Annotated in this window: 16 protein-coding genes; 12 read left to right on the top strand and 4 right to left on the bottom strand. The window is 70.1% G+C overall.

Annotation, left to right across the window (positions count from 1 at the left end):
- Positions 1-53: 53 nt before the first annotated feature.
- Positions 54-494, top strand: coding sequence for a hypothetical protein (locus RCP80_RS11595; protein ID WP_308482455.1), 441 nt, complete (start codon positions 54-56; stop codon positions 492-494).
- 4 nt (positions 495-498) lie between these two features.
- Here RCP80_RS11595 and RCP80_RS11590 read toward each other — a convergent pair whose 3' ends face one another.
- A complete protein-coding gene (locus RCP80_RS11590; protein WP_308482454.1) occupies positions 499-1,380 on the bottom strand; it encodes an SDR family NAD(P)-dependent oxidoreductase in 882 nt (293 codons plus the stop codon).
- A gap of 1 nt (position 1,381) precedes the next feature.
- The gene (locus tag RCP80_RS11585; protein ID WP_308482453.1) at positions 1,382-2,230 is read right to left on the bottom strand and encodes an aldo/keto reductase; all 849 of its coding nucleotides are present in this window, start codon (positions 2,228-2,230) and stop codon (positions 1,382-1,384) included.
- 332 nt (positions 2,231-2,562) lie between these two features.
- Between RCP80_RS11585 and RCP80_RS11580 the strand changes: the two genes are divergently transcribed.
- From RCP80_RS11580 to RCP80_RS11565, 4 genes are all read left to right on the top strand, one after another.
- Complete coding sequence (locus tag RCP80_RS11580) at positions 2,563-4,047, top strand: aldehyde dehydrogenase family protein (protein ID WP_308482452.1); 1,485 nt, start codon at positions 2,563-2,565, stop codon at positions 4,045-4,047.
- Positions 4,044-4,451 carry a nuclear transport factor 2 family protein gene (locus tag RCP80_RS11575; protein WP_308482451.1) on the top strand — a complete coding sequence of 136 codons (408 nt, stop codon included), beginning with the start codon at positions 4,044-4,046 and terminating at the stop codon, positions 4,449-4,451. Before RCP80_RS11580 ends, RCP80_RS11575 begins: the two co-directional genes overlap by 4 nt.
- A 126-nt stretch (positions 4,452-4,577) precedes the next feature.
- Positions 4,578-6,953 carry a xanthine dehydrogenase family protein molybdopterin-binding subunit gene (locus RCP80_RS11570; protein WP_308482450.1) on the top strand — a complete coding sequence of 792 codons (2,376 nt, stop codon included), beginning with the start codon at positions 4,578-4,580 and terminating at the stop codon, positions 6,951-6,953.
- Between the two features lie 3 nt (positions 6,954-6,956).
- Positions 6,957-7,649: an SRPBCC family protein gene (locus RCP80_RS11565; protein ID WP_308482449.1), complete on the top strand. Its 693-nt coding sequence runs from the start codon at positions 6,957-6,959 to the stop codon at positions 7,647-7,649.
- Positions 7,650-7,737: 88 nt separating this feature from the next.
- Here the strand turns inward: RCP80_RS11565 and RCP80_RS11560 are convergent, their stop codons facing one another.
- Both RCP80_RS11560 and RCP80_RS11555 read right to left on the bottom strand, forming a co-directional pair.
- A complete protein-coding gene (locus tag RCP80_RS11560; RefSeq protein WP_308482448.1) occupies positions 7,738-8,226 on the bottom strand; it encodes a (2Fe-2S)-binding protein in 489 nt (162 codons plus the stop codon).
- Positions 8,219-9,106: an FAD binding domain-containing protein gene (locus tag RCP80_RS11555; protein WP_308482447.1), complete on the bottom strand. Its 888-nt coding sequence runs from the start codon at positions 9,104-9,106 to the stop codon at positions 8,219-8,221. Before RCP80_RS11555 ends, RCP80_RS11560 begins: the two co-directional genes overlap by 8 nt.
- A gap of 187 nt (positions 9,107-9,293) precedes the next feature.
- Here RCP80_RS11555 and RCP80_RS11550 point away from each other — a divergent pair, with 187 nt between their 5' ends.
- The 7 genes from RCP80_RS11550 to RCP80_RS11520 all read left to right on the top strand — a co-directional run bounded on the left by RCP80_RS11550 (position 9,294) and on the right by RCP80_RS11520 (position 17,096).
- Positions 9,294-10,388 carry an FHA domain-containing protein gene (locus tag RCP80_RS11550; protein ID WP_308482808.1) on the top strand — a complete coding sequence of 365 codons (1,095 nt, stop codon included), beginning with the start codon at positions 9,294-9,296 and terminating at the stop codon, positions 10,386-10,388.
- A complete protein-coding gene (locus RCP80_RS11545; protein WP_308482446.1) occupies positions 10,385-11,455 on the top strand; it encodes a phosphotransferase in 1,071 nt (356 codons plus the stop codon). Before RCP80_RS11550 ends, RCP80_RS11545 begins: the two co-directional genes overlap by 4 nt.
- A gap of 105 nt (positions 11,456-11,560) precedes the next feature.
- Positions 11,561-11,929 carry a heme-binding protein gene (locus RCP80_RS11540; RefSeq protein WP_308482445.1) on the top strand — a complete coding sequence of 123 codons (369 nt, stop codon included), beginning with the start codon at positions 11,561-11,563 and terminating at the stop codon, positions 11,927-11,929.
- 162 nt (positions 11,930-12,091) lie between these two features.
- Positions 12,092-13,315 carry a DUF7373 family lipoprotein gene (locus tag RCP80_RS11535; protein ID WP_308482444.1) on the top strand — a complete coding sequence of 408 codons (1,224 nt, stop codon included), beginning with the start codon at positions 12,092-12,094 and terminating at the stop codon, positions 13,313-13,315.
- 2 nt (positions 13,316-13,317) lie between these two features.
- Entirely contained in the window at positions 13,318-15,234 is a 1,917-nt protein-coding gene (locus RCP80_RS11530; RefSeq protein WP_308482807.1) for a serine/threonine-protein kinase, read from the top strand.
- A 55-nt stretch (positions 15,235-15,289) separates the two neighbouring features.
- A complete protein-coding gene (locus tag RCP80_RS11525; RefSeq protein ID WP_308482443.1) occupies positions 15,290-16,507 on the top strand; it encodes a DUF7373 family lipoprotein in 1,218 nt (405 codons plus the stop codon).
- A 25-nt stretch (positions 16,508-16,532) separates the two neighbouring features.
- A complete protein-coding gene (locus tag RCP80_RS11520) occupies positions 16,533-17,096 on the top strand; it encodes a DUF4333 domain-containing protein (protein WP_308482442.1) in 564 nt (187 codons plus the stop codon).
- Positions 17,097-17,104 lie beyond the last annotated feature (8 nt).

Here is a 17,104-nt window from a genome sequence, read left to right as displayed (position 1 = left end):
CACCTGTCCCATCTGCGATATCTTCACTCCTCAGAACCGTTTGGAGGCCGTGCGTGAACAAGCTTGCCCTGCTGGCTGCGGGTACCGCCGCTGCCGTTTCGATGGCGGTCGTCGGTGCCACTCAGGCCCACGCGGCCGCCCCCGATGTCACCGGCGAGCCGTACGGCCGGGCCGTTGCGGTGCTCAAGAACCAGGGCTACAAGGCGGTGTTCGGCGGATCGATCGGCAACGACCTGCCGCAATCGCAGTGCGTGGTCATCGCGCAGGAGGCCACCGGCGCCGGCACGCAGCGGCTGCGGCTGGACTGCAACCTGGCGCCCGGCCAGGAGAAGCCCGGCGCACCGAACACGCACCGACTGGTGCCGCCGGGCGGCTCGGTCCCCGGCGGGGCGTCCAGCGCGCCCGCTCAGGGCGCCCAGCCCGCGCCGGGTCAAGCCGGTCGGCCCACCCCGGGCGCCGGCACCGTCACGGTGACGCCGCGGCCGGTCGGGTAACTCCTCAGCGGCTGACCAGGCCGTGCAGTTCGGCCAGCGTCCACGGCGGTGCCGTGTGGTGGTCGCGATAGCCGAGCAGCGTCGGCGTCGGGCGCTCGAACCGCCCGACGAACCCGCCGGCCCCCACCAGGATCTGCCCGGTCACCGCCGAGCCGAGATCGCTGGCGAGGTAGGCGTACAGCGGGGCCACGTAGTCCGGCGGCGCCACGTCGAGCGCCCCCTGGGTCGATACGTCGTCGAGTAGCCCGCGGCGGTTGAGCTCGGCGATCTGCCGTTCGTAATCCGGTCCGGTCGACAGTCGCGTCTTGGCGCCCGGGCACACCACATTGGCCCGCACGCCGTACTCGGCGAGTTCGGCGGCGATTGCCATGGTCAGCCCGTTGACCGCGCCCTTGCCGGCGGGATAGCCGGTCCCGCCGTAGTCGCCGAGGAACGCGAACGAGCCGGTGTTGACGATCGCGCCGGCCCGCTGGGCGACCAGATGCGGCGTGGCGGCCCGGCAGGTGTGGAAGACCGTCCCGAGGTGGGCGTCGATGAGCTGCTGGAATTGCGCACCGGTGATGGTCAGGATCGACGATCCCGGCGGTTCGGCGATGCCCGCGCAGTTGATCAGGATGTCCAGCCCGCCGTGGGTCGCCACGCAGGCATCGACCAGCGCGGCCGCGGTCTCCTCGTCGGCGGGTGACCCCGCGAAGCCGGCGGCGGTGTGCCCGCGCGCGGTGATCGCCGCGACCGTTTCGGCGACCGCGGTGCCGTCCCGCCCGTTGACCAGCACCTTGGCACCCAGCGCCGCCATGAGTTCGCTGACCGCGCGGCCGATGCCCCGGGTGCCGCCGACCACGATCGCCCGCCGCCCGGCCAGCCGCGGGTCGCTCCCGTCCGCCACGTCAGCCGGGCACCCAGTCGAAGGTGTCGGGGTCGGGGCCCAGACGGCCGGCCACGCCGCGGTCCAGGGCGCTGATGTCGGCCATGGTCTGGCCGTCGAGCGCGAAGTCGAACAGCTCGGAGTTCTCCCGCATGCGCGCCGGGGACACCGATTTGGGGAACACGACGTCGCCGCGCTGGAGGTGCCAGCGCAACACCACCTGGGCGGGGGTCCGGCCCAGCCGCGCCGCGATCGCCGTGACCGTCGGGTCGGCCAGCACGCGGCCCTGGGCGATCGGCGCCCACGCCTCGGTGACGATGCCGTGCTGCAGTCCGTAGGCCCGCACCTCGTCGTTGGCGTAGTACGGGTGGGCCTCGATCTGGTTCACCGCCGGGACGGTCCGCGACCCGCGCGCCAGGGCTTCCAGATGTGCCGGCTGGAAGTTCGACACGCCGATGCTGCGGGCCCGGCCGTCGGCGGCGAACTCCTCGAGCACATTCCAGGTCGACACGAAATCCCCGCCGTAGCGGGTGGGCAGCGGCCAGTGGATCAGGAACAGGTCGACATGGTCGGTGCCGAGCGCCTGCAGCGTCGCGTCGAACGAGCGGCGCGCCGCCTCGGGCTCGTGGTTGGAGTTGTTCAGCTTGCTGGTCACGTAGACCTCGCTGCGGTCCAGCCCGGCATCGCGGATGGCCTGGCCGACGCCCTGCTCGTTGCCGTACATCTGGGCGGTGTCGATGTGGCGGTAACCGATCTCGAGCGCCTTGCGCACCGCGCCCGCGGTGTCGGCCGGGGCAATCTGGTAGACCCCGAAACCCAACTGGGGAATGGTCGAGCCGTCGTTGAGCGCGACGGCGGGAATGTTGCTCATGCTGACCTCCGGGTCCTCAGGTATCCCCCCGCACGCTACGCGGGGAATACCGCGGGCCGTTACCGCGGTTACAGCTGATGTCGATGTCGGACCTGCCCCGGGCCCCACTCCAGAACTGTCGCCGCGAGCGACCACTCGCCGAGAGGCGCAGCCGGCTTCGACGCCAGGGCCGCCGAGTTCGCTCGGCGGCCCTGCTGTTTTCGGCCGTCGCGTTTCCGGCGCTCAAAAATGTTGACGCCATTGGTGTTTCCCTTAAGGGGTGACAGAGTCGGCATTCTCTGTAAAGCTAATCCCAGTTAATCCGGATTTACCAAACGCTGAGGGTGTCGACGATGACGAGTGTGCAAAGCGAGACGGGTGTGTTGGCGGGCGATCCGCGGATGTTGGTCGACGGCGAGTTGACTGGTGCTGCTGGTGGGGCGACTTTCGATGTGGTGCATCCGGCCAGCGAGCAGGTCGCGGGTCCGGCCGCCGATGGCACGGTCGCGGATATGGAGCGGGCGGTCGGTGCGGCGCGGCGGGCCTTCGATGAGACCGATTGGGCGCGGGATCGGGAGTTCCGGTTCCACTGTTTGATGCAGTTGCACGCCGCGTTGGAGCGTAATCAGGAGCGGCTGCGGCGGATCCTGATCACCGAGGTGGGGTGTCCGGTCACGGTCAGCGGCAGTCAGATCGAGAGCCCGATCGCCGAGGTCAAGCATTGGGCCGAGCATGGCCGCGATTTCGAGTACCTGGTCGACACCGGGGTCCACGAGACCCAGTTGGGCCCGGCCCGGCGCAAGCTGCACTACGAGCCGGTCGGGGTGGTCGGGGCCATCACCCCGTGGAATGTGCCGTTTTATTTGAACATCGCCGAGACGGTGCCGGCGTTGATGGCCGGCAACACCGTGGTCCTCAAGCCCGCGCAACTGACGCCGTGGTCGGGCAGCGAGTACGGCCGCATCGTGGCCGAGGAAACCGATATTCCGGCCGGGGTGTTCAACGTGGTGACCGCAGGCGCCAACGAGGTCGGGGCCGCGTTGTCGGCCGATCCGCGGGTGGACATGATCACCTTCACCGGATCGACGGCCACCGGCCGGGCCATCCTGGCCGCCGGCGCGTCGACGGTGAAGAAGACGCTGCTGGAGTTGGGCGGCAAGTCCGCCCACATCGTGCTCGATGACGCCGACTTCAACGCGGCGCTGCCGCTAGCGGCGATGATGGCCTGCGTCATGAGTGGGCAGTCCTGCATCCTGCCCAGCCGCATCCTGCTGCCGCGCTCGCGCTACGAGGAGGGCATCGAGATCCTCAAGACCATGATGGAAGGCTTCCCGGTCGGCGATCCCTGGACCCCCGGGGTCATGCAGGGCCCGCAGATCAGCGCGACGCAACGCGACAAGGTGCTCGGGCTCATCCAATCCGGCATCGATTCAGGGGCCCGACTGGTCACCGGCGGCGGCATCCCGGCGGACCTGCCCGTCGGCTACTACACCCAGGCCACCCTGCTCGCCGACGTCGACCCGGATTCCCAAGTCGCCCAGGAAGAGATCTTCGGGCCGGTGCTCACCGTGACCCCGTATGACAGCGACGACGACGCCGTCGCGATCGCCAACAACTCCATCTACGGCCTGTCCGGCGAGGTCTCGGGCACCGACGTCGAGCGGGCGTTCGCAGTAGCCACCCGGATGCGCACCGGCAACGTCACCATCAACGGCAAAAGCCACTTCGGCATCGACAGCCCCTTCGGCGGCACCAAGCAATCCGGTCTGGGCTACCGCAACGGAGCCCTCGGCTACCAGGAGTACCTCGCGATCAAGACCATCGGCATGCCCGAATGAGCGATCTCGACGAGATCACCGCACTACTGCACCGCTACGCCCGCGCCGTCGACACCAAGGACTGGGAACTGTATCGCGCGGTGTTCACCGAGGACGCGCACATCGACTACAGCTCGGCCGGCGCCGTCGTCGGCACCCGCGACGAGGTCATCGACTGGTTCGCCGCCCACTTCGGCGTACTGGCCTGGAGCATGCACCACATCACCAACATCGAAGCCGACATCGACGGTGACACCGCCACCGTGCGCGCCATGTTCTACAACCCCATGCAACTACCCGGCATGACCGAACCCAGCGCCTGCGGCGGCTACTACCACCACGAACTCACCCGCACCACCGACGGCTGGCGCAGCCACCGACTGCGCGAAGAAAACATCTGGTTCACCAACCGCCCCGGCGCGTGAGCGTCGGCGACGGCGACGGCTCTTGGCGCGGCAGTTCTGTACTCGCCGAAACACAGCTAGTACGCTGCTGCTGAGCGACTGCTTAGCAGCGCGGCCCGCTGCGTGATGAAATGGGGACGATTGCCGATGGCTGACACTGCTCTCGAGACCGATACCCGGCCGAGAAGCCGATACGCCGGCACGCGGATGGCGCGCGTCGAAGACACCCGCCTGCTGACCGGGCACGGCACCTTCGTCGACGACGTCACCCGGCCGGGCATGTTGCACGCGTGCTTTGTCCGAAGCCCGTTCGCCCGGGCCAAGATCAACTCGATCGACGCGTCCGCGGCCCTGGCGTTGCCCGGGGTGATCGCGGTGTTCACCGCCGAGGACATCAACCCCGGCGTGCTCGAGTCCTGGCATGCGGTCGCGGGCAAGGACGTTCCCGACACCCCGCGTCCGCCGCTGGCCGAGGGCGAGGCGAAGTTCGTCGGCGACCCGGTGGCCATCGTGGTGGCCGAGAATCGTTACCTCGCCGAGGACGCCATCGAACTGGTCGACGTCGACTACGAACCGCTGCCGCCCGTCGCGGACTTCACCAAGGCCGTGCAGATGGGCACCGAGCACGGTCACGTCGTCCACGAGCAGTACCCGGACAATCAGGCCGGCGGCATGGCCGGCATGCCGCCGGACGAGGAGGTGTTCGCCGCCGCCGCGCACGTCGCCTCGGCGCACATCTATCAGCAGAGCTACGTGCCGGTGCCGATGGAAACCCGCGGCATGGTCGTGGAGTGGCAGGCCGCCTCCGGTGAACTCACCGTGTGGGCCTCCAGCCAGACCCCGCACGAACTGCGGGCCTTCACCGCGCGTCTGCTGGGCCTGCCCGCCCAGAATGTCCGGGTGATCATGCGCGACAGCGGCGGCGGCTTCGGCCAGAAGGTGGTCCCGATGCGCGAGGACATGTGCATCCTGCTGGCCGCCCGCAAGGTGCCGGCCGCGCTGAAGTGGATCGAGGACCGCCGCGAGAACCTGATGACGGCCGGGCAGGCCCGCCACGTCGACGGCAAGGTGCGGATGGCGTTCGACGCCGAGGGCACGATCCTGGCCGCCGACATCGACTTCATCCAGGACATCGGCTCCTACCCGACGCCCTACCCGGTGTTGACCACCGCCGCGATCGGGATGTTCTTCCCCGGCCCGTACCGAATTCCCAAGGCCAGCTTCAACTATCAGACGGTGTTCTCCAACACCGCCGGGATGGCGGCGTACCGGGGACCCTGGCAGTACGAGACGCTCTCCCGCGAGATCCTGCTGGACATCGCGGCCCGCGAGATGGACATCGACCCCGTCGAACTACGGCGGCGCAACATCCTGCGGGGCGACGAGATGCCCTACTTCAACCCCAACGGCATGCCGTACGACCACGTCGCCCCGGCGGACACCTTCGAGCAGGCGGTCAAGATTCTCGACCACGAGGGCTTCCGCAAGGAGCAGCGCGAGGCGCTCGAGCAGGGCCGCTACCTCGGCCTCGGGTTCTCGGCCTACATCGAGCCGACCGGGGCGGCCACCGGCAACCTGGGCTCGGAGGGTTGCAGCATCCGGATGGAGTCCACCGGCAAGATCAACGTGTACGTCAACGGCGGTTCGACCGGCAACAGCATCGAGACCACCGTGGTGCAGTTGACCGCCGACGCGCTGGGCGCCGACATCGAGGACGTGTCGACCATTCAGGGCGACACCGCGGTGACCCCGTACGGCGCCGGCACCCAGGGCAGCCGCAGCGGACCGATGACCGCCGGTGCCGTCAACGAGGCCGGGGCGATCCTGCGCGACCGACTGCTCGCGTTGGCCGCCTCGATGCTCGGTGTCGAGCAGTCCGAGGTCGAACTGGCCAATTCGAAGGCGTCCGTTCGCGGCGATGCGAGCAAGAGCGTGACGTTCGCCGAACTGGCCTACCGCGCCCATTACGAACCGGGGATGGTGCCGCCCGGCACGTCGGTCACGCTGGAGGCCACCGCCCGGTTCGTGTCGTCGCCCGACGCGATGATCCACTGGGCCAACGCCACCCATGCCTGCACGTGTGAGGTCGACGTCGTCACCGGCCACGTGACGCTGACCCGCTACATCGTCAGCGAGGACGTCGGCCCGATGATCAACCCGAACATCGTGGAGGGTCAGGTCGCCGGTGGCACCGTGCAGGGCATCGGCGGTGCGCTGTTGGAACATCAGGCCTACGACGACGCCGGCAACCCGCTGTGTTCGACCTTCGTCGACTATCTGCTACCCACCGCCACCGAGGTACCCAACATCGAGTACGGCCACGTCGAGATCCCCGGACCCGGCGTCGGCGGCTACAAGGGCTGCGGCGAGGGCGGGGCCATCGGGTCCCCGCCGGCGGTCATCAACGCGATCAACGACGCATTGGCCCCCCTGGGCGTCACCATTACGAAAATGCCGGCCACGCCGGCGACCATCGTCGCGATGATCGAAGAAGCCCAACAGAATCAGAGCAAAGGACAGTAGAAGGTGGAGTTAGTCAACGAGTTTCGGGTTCCCGTTCCGATCGATCAGGCCTGGGCGGTGCTGACCGACGTCGAACGCATCGCCCCCTGCATCCCGGGTGCCCAATTGCTGTCGGTCGACGGCGACTCCTTCACCGGGGCCGTCAAGGTCAAGGTCGGGCCCATCACCGTGCAGTATCAGGGCAACGCCGCGTTCAAGGAGAAGGACGAGCAGGCCCACCGCGCGGTGATCAAGGCCAGCGGTAAGGAGACCCGCGGCCAGGGCAATGCCGCCGCGCTGGTGACCGCCGAACTCAAGGACGAGGGTGACGCCTGCACGTGCGTGCTCACCACCGATCTGACCATCTCCGGTAAGGCCGCGCAGTTCGGCCGCGGCGTGCTCGCCGATGTCGCCGGCAAGTTGATCGATCAGTTCGCCCAGCGTCTCGAGGCCGACCTGCTGGCCGGCAACGCACCGGACGTCCCGCGCCTGTCCGCGGTGCCGACCGGTGCGGCAGCCGCTGCGCCGCAACCGCATTCGGGCACCGAGGAGGCGTCGCTGGATCTGCTCTCGGTGATCGCGGCGCCGCTGGCCAAGCGCGCGCTGCCGGTGGCCGCCGGCCTGCTGGCGGGCGTGCTGCTGGGCGTGCTGTTCGGGGGCCGCCGGTCCAGGCAGCCCTACATCGTGGTGCTGCCGCCGGGCAGCCAACTGCCCTAGCGGCACGTGCACCCGGAAATGTGACAGTGAACTGAGGGCGAAGATTCGTAGGAATCTTCGCCCTCAGTTCAATCTTGTTGCCGTGGCTTCAATCTCGCCGCGACTCTCCGCTCATCTCGACGGCACGGTGCACGGCATTGACGATGCCCTGATACCCGGTGCATCGGCAGAAGTTGCCGGAAAGCCCCTCGCGGATCTCTTCGTCGGTGGGATTCGGGTTGTCCTCGAGCATCGCGGTGATCGACATCACGAAGCCCGGGGTGCAGAATCCGCACTGCAGGCCGTGGCATTCGCGCATCGCGGCCTGCACCGGCGACAGTTCACCATCGGCCGAGGCCACCCCCTCGACGGTGGACACCTGCGCGCCGTCGGCCTGCACCGCGAAGACCAGGCACCCGCGCACGGCGACGCCGTCGACCAACACGGTGCACGCACCGCAGGAGCCGTGTTCGCAGCCCAGGTGGGTCCCGGTCAGGCCGCAGCGCTCCCGGACGAAGTCCGCCAACGTCATTCGCGGCTCGACCACGGCCTCGACGTCGCGTCCGTTGACCGTCATCTCGACGATGTGCTCATGCATATGCGTTCTCCCTGCTGGCCTCGGTGCTGGCGTCGGTGAAGGCCCGCGACACCATCGCGGCGCCCACCCGGGTGCGGTAGGACACCGACCCCTGGATGTCGGCGGGGACGTCGGTGAGGCCGCGCATGGCCAACTCACCCACCTCTTCGGCGACGACATCGGCCAGCTTGCGGCCGATCACCGCCTGCTCGGCCTCGGTGGCGCGCCGCGGGGTGGACCCCAGGCCCATCAGTCCGATGGCACACCGCCGCACCGTGTCGTCGTCGTCGAGTTCGGTGGCCACGGTGGCGCCGGCAATCGCGAAATCGCCGTGTCGGCGTGCGAATTCGTGCACGCCGAAGCCGCTGCGACCGCCCCACACCGGGAATCCGACCGCGGTGACCACCTCGGCGGGCCGCAGCGCGGTCTCCCACAGCCCGATGAAGAATTCGGCCGCCGGGATCTCGCGACGACCCGTGGACGAGGTGGCCTCGATGACGGCGTCGAGCGTCAGCGCCGTCGTCGGGTACTCGCCGGCGGGATCGGCGTGCGCGACCGCCCCGCCGAGCGTGCCGCGGTTGCGGATCTGGAAGTGCCCGATCAATGGCGTCACCCGGTTCAGCAGCGGCACATCGGTGCGCACCACGTCGTCGGCACCGACCGCGGCGTGGGTGGTGCCCGCACCGACCCACACGGTGTCACCGCGTCGTTCGATGCCTTGCAACTCCGGCAGTCGGGAGATGTCCACCAGGTTCTCGAAATGGGTCAGGCGCAACGCCAGCATCGGCGTCAGACTCTGGCCGCCGGCCAGGATCTTGGCGTCCTCGCCGAGCTCGTCGAGCAGTGCGACGACGTCCTCGACGTCATGCGGGCGGTGGTAGGCGAACGGGGCCGGCTTCACAAATGCCCTCCTGAGGGCCGGGGGCGTACAGGGCTGCTGTGCACTCGCTCAGTTTAGAGCACCGCCCGGTGATGGGCGTCACGGGTCAACCGCGCGGCAAAATGTAGCACCGCAACAGTTACCGTGCGCTATGCTCGCTTGAATTCACTAAGACGTAGCGCAGACGTAGCAGGAGGATGTGGCGACGATGGACTCCGCGGCCACCGGAGCAACAAACTTCGCCGACTCCGATCCTCCGCTCACGCCGCCGCTGACCGTCCGCTGCGGCGGCCGCACGTATCGGGCGGACCCCGACGACGGTGAGATCACGATCGGTCGGGATCCGGCCTCGAGCCTCCACTTCCCCTACGGCTGGATGTCGCGCACCCACGTGCGGTTGCGGCCCGAGGGGTCCGGCTGGGTCGCGATCGACAGCAGTCGCAACGGCATGTTCGTCGATGGGATTCGCCACGAATCGATCCCCGTCACCGACGCGGTGACGATCAAGCTCGGCGACGCCGAGGGCTTCGCGGTGGAGCTGTTCCTCGGCGAACCGCCGGACGACGACGAGGCCGGCTCCGACGAGACCACCGTGGTCGAGGAGGTCGACCCGGGCGTGGCCCGCGCCGGCGCGGCGGTCGCGGCCCGGCGCCGCGAACTCGAACTCACCCAGCGCGGACTGGCGCGCGACAAGATCATCAACGCGGGCGCGCTGATCGCCTTCGAAAAGGGCCGAAGCTGGCCGCACGAGAGCACCCGGGCCAAGCTCGAACAGGTGCTGCAGTGGCCGGCCGGGGCGATCGCCGGCATCCGGCACGGCGCCCCGTCCCCCGACGACGAGGCCACCCAGGTCATCTCGACGTCGGTGGCCTCGCCGCTGATCGCCCAGACCATTCAACTGGCGTTGAAGAGCGTCGACACCGCGATCGACGCGCTGCCCGACCCGAGCACCGCGGAGTTCCACGCGGCGGCCGGCTCGATTTTGTCCGATCTACGCAATCTGCAGACCGTCGCCGGCGAGGCCGCCCGCAACGCCCCGGGCGCACCCGCCCTGGTGATCGCGCTGGGCGGGGTGCGTCGCCGCTACGACGAGCTCATGCGGAAGGTCGCCGCCACCCCGAATGCCACGGCGGGACAACGGCTTTATGCCGCGCGCCATCGCACCAACCTGACCGTCGCCGACGCGGCACTGGCCGCCGGGCTGTCGGAGAACCTGATCGAGGCCGCCGAGGCCGATCAGCCATTGCCGCCGCAGGCCGAATCGGCGGTCGCGGCGCTGCTCACCGAATTGGAGGCGACGTGACCGCACTGGGCGGCGCGCCCGAACTGGTTCCGGTGCTGCCGGCGCACCGGTTCGACGAAGCGGCGTTGACCCGCTATCTGCGCCAACAGCTTCCGGGCTTCGACGGCGAGATCGAGGTCCGCCAGTTTCAGGGCGGCCAGAGCAATCCGACCTACCATCTGGCGACCCCGGCGGGGCAGTACGTGCTGCGCAAGAAGCCGCCGGGCAAGCTGCTCCCCCGCGCCCACGCGGTCGAGCGCGAGTACCGGGTCATCTCGGCGCTGGCCGACTCCGAGGTGCCGGTCCCACCCACCCGACTGCTGTGCAGCGACGAATCCATCATCGGCACCGCCTTTTTCGTGATGGATCACGTGGCCGGCCGGGTCTATCCGGACCGCGTGCTGCGCGACGCCACGCCGCCGGAGCGCGCCGCGACCTACGCGGATCTGGCCCGGGTGTTGGGGGCCCTGCACCGGGTGGATTACCGCGCCGCCGGCCTCGCGGACTTCGGCCGCCCGGACGGCTACCTGGAGCGCCAGGTGGCCCTGTGGACCAGCCAGTGGCAGGCCGCGCGCCGCGAGGAGATGCCGCAGATGGACCTGTTGGCCGACTGGCTGCCGCGGCACCTGCCACCCGACACCGAACCCGCCTGCATCGCCCACGGTGACTACCGGCTCGGCAACGTGCTGCTGCATCCCAGCGAGGCCCGGGTGGTGGCGGTCCTCGATTGGGAACTGGCGACCATCGGCCACCCGCTGGCCGACCTGGCCTACACGTGCCTGACCTATTACTTCGACGCCGGGCCCACGGGTTCGGAAGGCCTGGCGGGCGAGGACCTCACCGGCACCGGGTTCCCGAGCCAGACCGAATTCGTCGCGGCCTATTGCGAACACGCCGGCCGACCGATCCCCGAGTCACTGGATGTCTACCTGGTGTTCTCGATGTTTCGGCTCGCCTCGATCGTGGCCGGGGTGTGGCGGCGCGGCCTGGACGGCAACGCCGCCGACGCGCGCGCGGGCACCGACGTGTTCCGCGACCGCTACCGCGCGCTGGCCGAGCGGGCCTGGGAACTGGCGCAACAACTGTAGGAATCCGCCGCCGGACGCCGTCACGTCCGGTGACATTGCCGTGACGGTGCTTTAATGCCTAACGGAACCCTTCAACCGGGAACGACCAATTCCTAAGGAGCAGCTATGACTTCCATCGCCCGCCGCGTCGCCGCGGGGCTCATCGGCGCAGGTATGGGCGCGGCGATCCTGGCCGCCGCTCCCACCGCGATGGCGGATCCCGTCCCGCCCAACTGCACCGCCGCTGACCTGGCCGGCATCTCCGCGGGCGTGGCGGCGTCGACGTCGGCATACCTGTTCACCCATCCCGAGGTCAACGCGTTCTACACCGATCTCGAGGGCGCCGACCGCGACACCATCGTCGCCGCCCAGGAGGAGTACTTCGAGACCAACCCGCAGATCGGCGCGGAGTTGGCCGGTATCCGCGCACCCCTGGTCGACGCCCAGAACCGTTGCCCCGGTTCCTCCGAGACCTGGGACGACTTGGACGACTAGTCGCTGGACGCCAAAGGTCGGGGCCCGCAGGGGATTTCGTAGCGGTCCCGACCGGCACCGGCAACCGACGCCGCCGCGCAGGAGCGCATACCCCTGCTCTGCGCCACGTGCACCCGGTAGATTTGCCTGCGGCGACACCGGGACGGCAGGAACGAGGGGCGGATGGGTTCGAGCGCGGTACGTGCCGCCGTGGTCGCCGTGGCCGTGCTGCTGCTCGCCGGCTGCGCAACCGTGCACAGCGGCACCGCCATTCGCGACCCACGCGCCGACCCGCGCGCCGTCAACACCGCGCTGCTCGACCCCGGCACCCTGCCGACCACTCCACGCGCCGCGCTGGGCACCGCGGGCGACCGGGCCGCCGGAGCGTTGCTCGAGGCCCGCCGGATGGCCGAGTTCGTGGTGCTGCCCTTCGAGATCAACCCGGATCTGGCCGGCGTCCCGCCGAGCCCCAACGGGCCCGTGGTGAGCCCGGACGCGCTGAGCATGACGTTCCTGAACCCCGCCATCCCGCCGGCGGTGCGCCCGCACGACCTCGTCACCGGCTTCCAGACCTCGGCGAACACCAAGCCGTTATCGCTGACCCGCATCACCAACGTGGTGCTCCGCTTCGCCGGTCCCGAAAACGCCGCGGCGGCGGCGCGCGACATGGGCGAGGCCACGCTGCGCAACCCCATCGTCGTGGATCCCAGCCCCGCCAAACAGTGGCGCGCGGTCCCCCGCGACGACCGCCCGGACGTCCTGCTCTACCAGTCCGACAGCGACGGGTGGACCATGGTGCGGGCGTTCGCCGCCCACGGCCCCTATGTGCTGGCCCAGTTGAGCCAGGCCAAAACCGCCGAGGACGCAATCGCTTTGGCGCTGGACACCGTCGACAAGCAGCGACCGGCCCTGGACCGTTTCGTGCCCACCGCCGTCGATCAACTCGCGGCGCTGCCGGCGGACCCCACCGGGCTGATCGCGCGATCACCGGCCCCGCCCGACGGTGTCGGCGCGATCCGCTCGGGGGTCTATGGCCCGCATGCGGCCCTGAACTTCATGCACGACCCGGTCCGCGACCAGCCGCTGTTCGCCGAGGTCGGCCTGCAGTGGCTGTTGCTGTCGACGGCCAACGTCTATCAGACCCGCGACGTCGCGGGCGCCGCCCAACTCGCCGACGGATTCGTGGCCGAGGCGTCCGACCGCAAATTCAGCCGGGCCGAAACGGTCCCGGGCATGCCCGCGGCCCGCTGTCTGACCTCACCCAAGGACGACCCCACCAATTTGGGTGGCCCGATCGTCTACTGCGTGGCGCCGGTCGAGCAGTATCTGATCGAGGTGAGCGCGCCGGCGGCCGTCGACGCGCATCAGTTGGTCGCCGCGCAGTACCTGATGCTGGTCGCGCCGTGACCATGCCGACCGGGGCGGTGATCGCCGGCTACACGATCGAGCGCAAGCTCGGCGCCGGCGGGATGGGCACGGTGTATCTGGCCCGGCACCCGTCGTTGCCGCGCAGCGATGCGCTCAAGGTGCTCTCCGCCGAATTCTCCGCCGACCCGCAGTTCCGGGCCCGGTTCCGGCGCGAGGCCGACCTGGCGGCGGGCCTCGACCATCCGAACGTGGTGCGGGTCTACACCCGCGGCGAAACCGAGGACGGCCGGTTGTGGATCGCCATGCAGTACGTCGAGGGCACCGACGCCGGCGCGGTCCTCGATTCCGGCCCGATGGATCCGTCCCGCGCCGTGCACATCGTCGCCGAGGTCGCCAAGGCGCTCGACTATGCGCATTCACGCAACGTGCTGCACCGCGACATCAAACCCGCGAACTTCCTGCTGACCGGTCCCGTCGGCCCCGAGGAGCGAGTGTTGCTCGCCGACTTCGGGATTGCCCGCGCCGCCGATGACGCCACCCGGCTGACCGCCACCGGTTCGATGGTGGCCACGGTGGCCTACGCCTCCCCCGAGGCGGTCGAGGGCCGCCCGCTGGACCACCGCTCCGACCTGTACTCGCTGGGCTGCGCGCTGTACCGGATGCTCACCGACCGCACCCCCTTTCAGGGTGTCGGCCCGATGTCGGCGGTGATGATGGCGCACGTCATGCGCCCGCCCCCGCGCGCCACCGAAGCCGCGCCGTGGCTGCCCGCCGGCTTCGACGCGGTGATCGCGACCGCGATGGCCAAGGACCCCGCGGCTCGCTATCAGAGCGCGCGGGAGTTCGCCGTCGCCGCCGAAACGGCCCTGCGCGGCGGTCGGCCGCCACCACCCCAGCCCGGCGTGCCGGGCCCGGCCTTTGGTGCGCCCGTTCCGAACTGGATGACCGAGGCCACCCAGACCTACCCCAGCGGGTACTACAGCGGACCGCAACCCCGACCCGGCATCCCGCGGCGCCGACGCGGGCTCTGGGTGACCCTCGGGGTCGTCGCGGTGGTGGCGGCGGTGGTCGGCGCGATGCTGCTGATCCCGCGCGGCGAGGACCGGGCGCCGTACGCCGCGCAGATGTTCGCGCACACCTACGGCGCCACCCGCCTCGATCAGCGCCCGGGCGCGGTGGCGGCGGTGGGACCGGGCGATGCCGACGCGGTGCTGTCCCTGGGGGTGCAGCCGGTGGCCCTGCTCGCACCGGGCGGTACGGTGCCTACCTGGCTGCGCGAGCTCATCGACGGCGAACCGGTGCTCCTCGACGGTGCGGATCCGGCGGCGATCGCCGCCGCCCGCGCCGACCTGGTGATCGACACCGGCTTCGGACTGGATCGGCAACGCTACGAGCGGCTCACCGCGGTGGCGCCGACCATCACCCGGCCCAACACCAGCGGCCTGCCGTTCACCCCGGCACTGCAGCTGTCCTGGATCGGCGGCATCCTCGGTGCTGGCTCCCGCGCCGGCGAGGTGGCGCGGGACCTGGGCGCCGAACAGGCCGCCCTGCGCACCGAACACCCCGCCTTCGCCGGGAAGACCGTCACGGCGTTCATCTTCACCTCCTCGGGGCTGTCGGCCGCCCTGGCCGAATCCCCGGCCGGCAGCTATCTGACCAGCCTGGGATTCACCTACAACCCGAAACTGCCGAGCCGGCCCGACGGTGCCTCGGAGGCGCCGATCCACCCGAAGACGCTGTTTCAATATCCCAGCGACGTCGCGTTGATCCTGCGCACCGATCCCGGTGCCGGCGACGGCGGATTCGGCGGGCTCCCAGTGAATTTCAGCGCCTACGGCGGAACCCAGCTCGTCATCGACAATCCCGACAGCGTCGCCGCGCTGGCCACCGCCGGCCCGGCCGCCACCCGTTACCTCAACCGCACGTTGGTACCCGAAATACAGGACCGGCTGGGGTGAGGCCGGCCGTACACTCGACCGGACGCGCGCCCGACAACGAGAGGGGGATGCCGTCGTGACGCAGGGGCTGCTGCGCTGGGCCGGGGTGGCGGCGACCGTCGCGATGTTGGTCAGTGGATGTGCGACCACCGAAACCGGCACCGCGCTGCGCGATCCGAACTTCGACCCCGACGCCGTGGTTCCGGCGCTGCTGCAGCCCGGCAACTACCCGACCACGCCGCAGCGCCCGCTGGGTGCGGCCGGCCCGGCCGGACATCTGGTGGAATCCCGCCGGATGGCCGACTTCACGCTGCTGCCGTTTCAAGTGGATCCGGCGCTGACCAAGAGCAGCGGGCTGGGCGTCGGCGTGATCAAGGATGTCGGCGCGGTCGTGAAGGCGTTCCCGCCGCCGGTATTCGAGGGCGCCGACCACAACTTCGTCGCCGGGTTCACGACCCTGGCCGACAATCCGGGTAAACAGGAGCGCAGCCTGCAAAATGCGGTATTGCGGTTCGCGACGCCCGAGGATGCCGCCGCCGCGGCCGCCGATATGCACGCTCGCAGTGCCGCGGTGTCCAACATCTTCAACGACGAGCCCCACCCGACCCAGCCCACCGGCATCCCGCGCTATCCGGACACCCGCGCGGTGGCCTGGGGCGGCGGGACGGAGGCCGGCCGGGTGCTCGCCTTCACCCACCGCGGGCCCTTGGTGTTGGGGCAGCTGACAATTTCGATCGGCGGCATCGAGGCGGCCGCGGAAATGGTCGCCGCCACCTTGGACCAGCAGCTCCCGTTGCTCGACCGCTTTGTCCCCACGCCGGTGGCCGAGTTGGCCGCGCTGCCGCTCGATGACAGCGGACTGGTGGCCCGGACGCTGCCGCCGCCCCCGGACGACCGCAAGGTGTTCCAGGGCAGCTACGGCCCGCACGGCATCCTGGCCTTCTCCAACGCGCCGGCCGTCGACCAGAGACTGTTCGACGAAACCGGCGTCACCGAGGCCGTCATGGGGCACACCACCAGCTACGCCGCCCGCGACGCCGCCGGCGCCGCTCGCATCGTCGAACAGTTCGCCACCACCATGGCAGAGAAAGGTTTTCAACCCGCCGAGGGCGTCCCCGGCTTACCGTCGGCGCGTTGTCTGCAAAAGCTGCCGCCGCCGGAATCCCGCGGCGGCACACCCGTCTTCTACTGTGCGGCCGCGGCCGACGCGATCGCCTACGAAGCCTCGGCCGGCCAGCTCGCCGACACCCATCAGATGATCGCGGCGCAGTACCTGATGCTGACCGCCGAATGACCCGTCCCAGCCGACCGGAGGCCCGATGACCGACCCTGCCGGAGCGCAGCGGCCCGAACCCTCCCCGCCGCCGACCGGCGCGTGGCCGGGTTGGCAGCAGCAGCCCCTGCCCCCCACCGGGGCCTATTACCCGCAGCAACCGCCGCCGCCCGGCTACTACCCGCCGCCGCCCGGCCCGTATCCGGGCACCTACGGTCAGCCGCCTTGGCCACCGGGCGGCTACGGTCCCCCGCCGCCGTTTCCGGATGGGCGCCGACGCGGCCGACGCGGCCGGTTGATCGGCGTGATCGGGACCGCCGTCGTGCTGGCCGTGCTGGGCATCACCGCGTTCTGGGCGCCGGGCTTCCTGCGCACCAGCGAACTCGACGTCACCGCGGTCCAGGACGGGGTGCGCCAGGTGCTCATCGACACCGCCAACGGCTACGGCGCCGGCGAGGTCACCGACGTGCGCTGCAACAACGGGGCCAACCCCGTCATCGAGTCGGGTGCCACGTTCGGGTGCGAGGCCACCATCAACGGCACCCAACGGCACCTGGAGGTCACCTTCGCCGACGACCGCGGCACCTACTGGGTAGGCGCGCCCTCCTGAGCAAGTCC

This window comes from Mycolicibacterium sp. MU0053 (assembly GCF_963378095.1).
GTDB lineage: Bacteria > Actinomycetota > Actinomycetes > Mycobacteriales > Mycobacteriaceae > Mycobacterium > Mycobacterium burgundiense.
Note: the sequence above shows the minus strand (reverse complement) of the source record. Positions and strands in the feature narration are given on the sequence as shown.

Excerpts from the sequence above, each read along its gene's own strand:
- RCP80_RS11585 (WP_308482453.1), bottom strand. The coding sequence starts at position 2,230 with ATGAGCAACATTCCCGCCGTCGCGCTCAACGACGGCTCGACCATTCCC.
- RCP80_RS11580 (WP_308482452.1), top strand. The coding sequence starts at position 2,563 with ATGACGAGTGTGCAAAGCGAGACGGGTGTGTTGGCGGGCGATCCGCGG.
- RCP80_RS11575 (WP_308482451.1), top strand. The coding sequence starts at position 4,044 with ATGAGCGATCTCGACGAGATCACCGCACTACTGCACCGCTACGCCCGC.
- RCP80_RS11570 (WP_308482450.1), top strand. The coding sequence starts at position 4,578 with ATGGCTGACACTGCTCTCGAGACCGATACCCGGCCGAGAAGCCGATAC.
- RCP80_RS11560 (WP_308482448.1), bottom strand. The coding sequence starts at position 8,226 with ATGCATGAGCACATCGTCGAGATGACGGTCAACGGACGCGACGTCGAG.
- RCP80_RS11550 (WP_308482808.1), top strand. The coding sequence starts at position 9,294 with ATGGACTCCGCGGCCACCGGAGCAACAAACTTCGCCGACTCCGATCCT.
- RCP80_RS11540 (WP_308482445.1), top strand. The coding sequence starts at position 11,561 with ATGACTTCCATCGCCCGCCGCGTCGCCGCGGGGCTCATCGGCGCAGGT.
- RCP80_RS11535 (WP_308482444.1), top strand. The coding sequence starts at position 12,092 with ATGGGTTCGAGCGCGGTACGTGCCGCCGTGGTCGCCGTGGCCGTGCTG.
- RCP80_RS11530 (WP_308482807.1), top strand. The coding sequence starts at position 13,318 with ATGCCGACCGGGGCGGTGATCGCCGGCTACACGATCGAGCGCAAGCTC.
- RCP80_RS11520 (WP_308482442.1), top strand. The coding sequence starts at position 16,533 with ATGACCGACCCTGCCGGAGCGCAGCGGCCCGAACCCTCCCCGCCGCCG.